3 protein-coding genes are annotated in these 3289 nt (G+C 63.4%); all 3 read right to left on the bottom strand.

All coding sequences use genetic code 11. The features are described 5' to 3' along the window. Positions 1–161 precede the first annotated feature (161 nt). On the bottom strand, positions 162–1706 hold the full coding sequence (locus tag AUC71_RS06175; RefSeq protein ID WP_069623569.1) for an undecaprenyl-phosphate glucose phosphotransferase: 1545 nt from the start codon (positions 1704–1706) through the stop codon (positions 162–164). A 145-nt stretch (positions 1707–1851) separates the two neighbouring features. Beyond that, positions 1852–2994, bottom strand: coding sequence for a glycosyltransferase family 4 protein (locus AUC71_RS06180; RefSeq protein ID WP_069623570.1), 1143 nt, complete (start codon positions 2992–2994; stop codon positions 1852–1854). A gap of 72 nt (positions 2995–3066) precedes the next feature. After that, a partial coding sequence (locus tag AUC71_RS06185; protein ID WP_193427022.1) for a polysaccharide biosynthesis/export family protein occupies positions 3067–3289 on the bottom strand: 223 nt, incomplete at its 5' end.

Consider the following 3289-nt stretch of genomic DNA (forward strand, 5'->3'; position numbering starts at 1 on the left):
GGCTCGAAATAGACCACGCCGCCGGTGGCAACCGTGATCCAGACATAGAGGAGCGCGAGGCGCCTGAGACCGGGGCTGGCCCGGCTTCCAACGTGTGGTGCCGCCCGGTCGCGCACGGCATCGTAGGTGGATGGCCACGGGCTGCGCCTCGCTAGTACGCGTTATCGCCCTTGAGAAGGGCGGATGGGGGTCATGAGAAGGATGTAAAGGTCGAAGGTCACCGACCAGTTTTCGATATAAAAGAGGTCGTGCTCCACACGGCGCAGGATCTTCTCCTGCGTATCGGTCTCGCCGCGCCAGCCATTGATTTGCGCCCAGCCGGTGACGCCGGGCTTGACCCGGTGCCGCGCGAAATAGCCGTCCACGCGTCCGCGTAGAGCTTGTCGGCCGCCTTGGCCTTGGAGCGCGTGGGGACGGGGCCCCACGAGCGACAGATCGCCCTTCACCACATTGAAGAATTGCGGCAGCTCGGTCGAGGCTCGTCTTGCGCAGAACCGGCCCACCGAGGTCACACGGGGGTCGCCTTTGGTGACGAGTTTCGCGGCCTCCGCATCGGTCGTTTCCGCGAACATGGTGCGGAACTTGTAGACGTCGATCTGCTCGTTGTTGAAGCCCAGACGCTTCTGCCGGAATAGCACCGGGCCCTTGGAGTCGAGCTTGATGGCGAGTGCGATGAGCAGCATCACCGGGGCCAGGGCAATCAGCGCCAGCGACGCAACGATCTTGTCGAACAGCCACTTCTTGACGAAGTCCCAGTTGGCGATCGGCTTGTCGCTGATGTCGATGAACGGGACCGTGCCGATATAGGAATAAGCCCGTGGCCGGAAGCGCAGCTTGTTGGTGTGCGCCGAGAGCCGGATGTCGACAGGCAGCACCCACAGCTTCTTCAGCAGCTCCAGCAAGCGGGTTTCCGCCGTGACCGGCAGCGAAACGATGAGAAGATCAAGCCGAGAGTTGCGGGCGAAGTCCACCAGCTGATCGATATTGCCGAGCTTCGGATAGCCTGCGACGATGGGCGAGACCCGATCGGCGCCGCGATCATCGAAAATGCCGACAATGCGGATATCCGTGTCGGCCGAGGCTTCGAGCGCCTTGATCAGCTGCTCCGCCTCCGGTCCGCCGCCGACGATGACGGCGCGGCGGTAGAGGCGCCCTTCGCGGATCCATTTCTTGGCGAGGAACGAGAGCGCAAGCCGCTCAACGAACAGCACGGCCAGACCCGAGACGTACCAGCTGGCGATCCACACGCGGGAGAACTCGGCGCCGACCTTGATGAAGAAGGCGAGCGACATAATGCCCGCCATGACCAACGTCCAGGCGAACACCACCCGCGTGAAGCTGCGCACGAAGGCATTGAAGGCCGTCATCCGGTAGAGATTGAGCGCCTGGAAGATCGCCATATTGGCGGTCGCCGCGACCACCACCGCACCGAGATAGATCAGATGAGCGTCTTCGCTCTCATACTCCACATAGGCGAGGTAGATGGCGAAGCCGAGCACGGCCACGATGAGGAACTCGGCCGTACGCACCGCGCCCGAGACCATCACAGGCGGCAACAGGTTCAGCTTGCCGCCGCGCCGGATTTCCGCGAGCGGGGGCCGTGGCTGTCGCCGCCGGTCCGGAAACGGTGGCGTCCGGCCGCCGCGATCGCGCGCGGGCGGATGGACCAGCGCCTGCTGCGGTTCGCTTCCGTCTGGCTTGGTCATTCTTTATCTTCGTTGCCCCGAGTGCGGTCCCCCAAACGCGCACCTTCGATGCCGCGCCAGGGCCCTGACCGCCTAGCTTATGGCACGCGGAGACTTTTGCATCGGTGAAGGGGGGTTGCGGCGGAAGGGCCCGCTCGCGCTATGGTTAAGAAGCCGTTGCCGAGCCCAGTTCCGGCAGTTTGTGGATGCCCGCGCCTAGGTCGGAAATGTAAAAATCGACCACATCGCGCGTCATGGCTTCGACGGAAAAGTGCTGCGCCACGTATTTCTGAAGCTCCACGGCGCGCCTGAGAAAGGGCTTCGGATCCGCCAGGAATGCACGCAACTGGCTGGCAAGCGCGTCCACGTCGCCGGGCGGAATCAATGGCATGGGCACGTCGCCCACCAACTCAGGGATACCGCCCACATTGGTGACGATCATGGGCATCTGAGCGGCCGCCGCTTCGAGGACGATATAAGGGGCCGACTCCGCCCGCGACGGGACCACGACGCAGCGAGCCCGGACGAAGGCCGTGCGTGCCCGCTGCGGACCCGAGAAGATCACGCGCGATGCGAGGCCGAGCTTTCGGGCCATGCGCTTGAAGCGCTTTTCGTCGGGTCCGGAGCCGACGATGATGGCGCGGCCGGGGAAGATGTTCTGCTGCGCGGCGAGCGCTTCGAGGAACACATCGACGCCCTTGAGCTTACGCAACTCGCCCACGAACACGAAGTCGGCGGCATCGTCCGCAAGCAGCGAACTCGTAGAACTCGTGGCGATGAAGCCCGTTGTAAATACGCGAGCGGGGCAAGTGGGCGCACCCACCAGTTCTACATAGCGGTTGCCTGCAAACATGCTCTCGAAGATGAAGCCATCCGTCAGGGGCGCGAGCTTCCGTTCCGCCGCTAGATAGAGCTTCCCGAACAAAGTAGACGACGAATAGTGCAGCACGCCGCCATGAGGCGTGTAGACGACCTTGGTGCCCTTCTTCTTGCGCAAGCTCCGGCCCGCGAGCCGCGCATAGGCGCCGCCCTTGGCGCCGTGGCCGTGCAGGACGTCGATATTGAGATTGCGGCCGAGCTTGGCGATCTTACGATAGGTATGCCAGTCATTGAGACCGGGCTTGCGCGTCATGGGCAGGCGCGTCACGCCGAGCGCGCAATTGTCTTTGAGCCGGCTCAAGGCGACGTCGATCTCGCTGCCCCCGGTCCGTGAATCGCAGACGATCCCGACCTCCGCACCCAGCTCCGCCTGTCCGAGGGCGAGGTCGTGAACGTGACGGAACAGTCCTCCGACCGCGCGCGCAGACAATGAAGGATTCGGAAATTGGAGCTCACGGGACCCGGAATGTCGAAGGGGCGGGAAGGGCTTTCCCTATGAGCTTTAGAAGAAGCGTTCGAGGACGTAAATAGTGTCGCCTGGCTGGACGGGATAGTCTGTTGGGACCATGACGGTTGACATGACGCCGCCGAACTTTCGTGTGAGGCGGACGAAGCGTTTTTTGGCGCGTTCGGTATAGCCTTCGGCGATGGCGACGGCGGCCTCGACGGTCATGGCGTTGACGTAGGGGTATTGGCCCGGGGTGTTGACCTCGCCGAGGATGAAG

Source organism: Methyloceanibacter marginalis (genome assembly GCF_001723295.1).
Lineage (GTDB): Bacteria > Pseudomonadota > Alphaproteobacteria > Rhizobiales > Methyloligellaceae > Methyloceanibacter > Methyloceanibacter marginalis.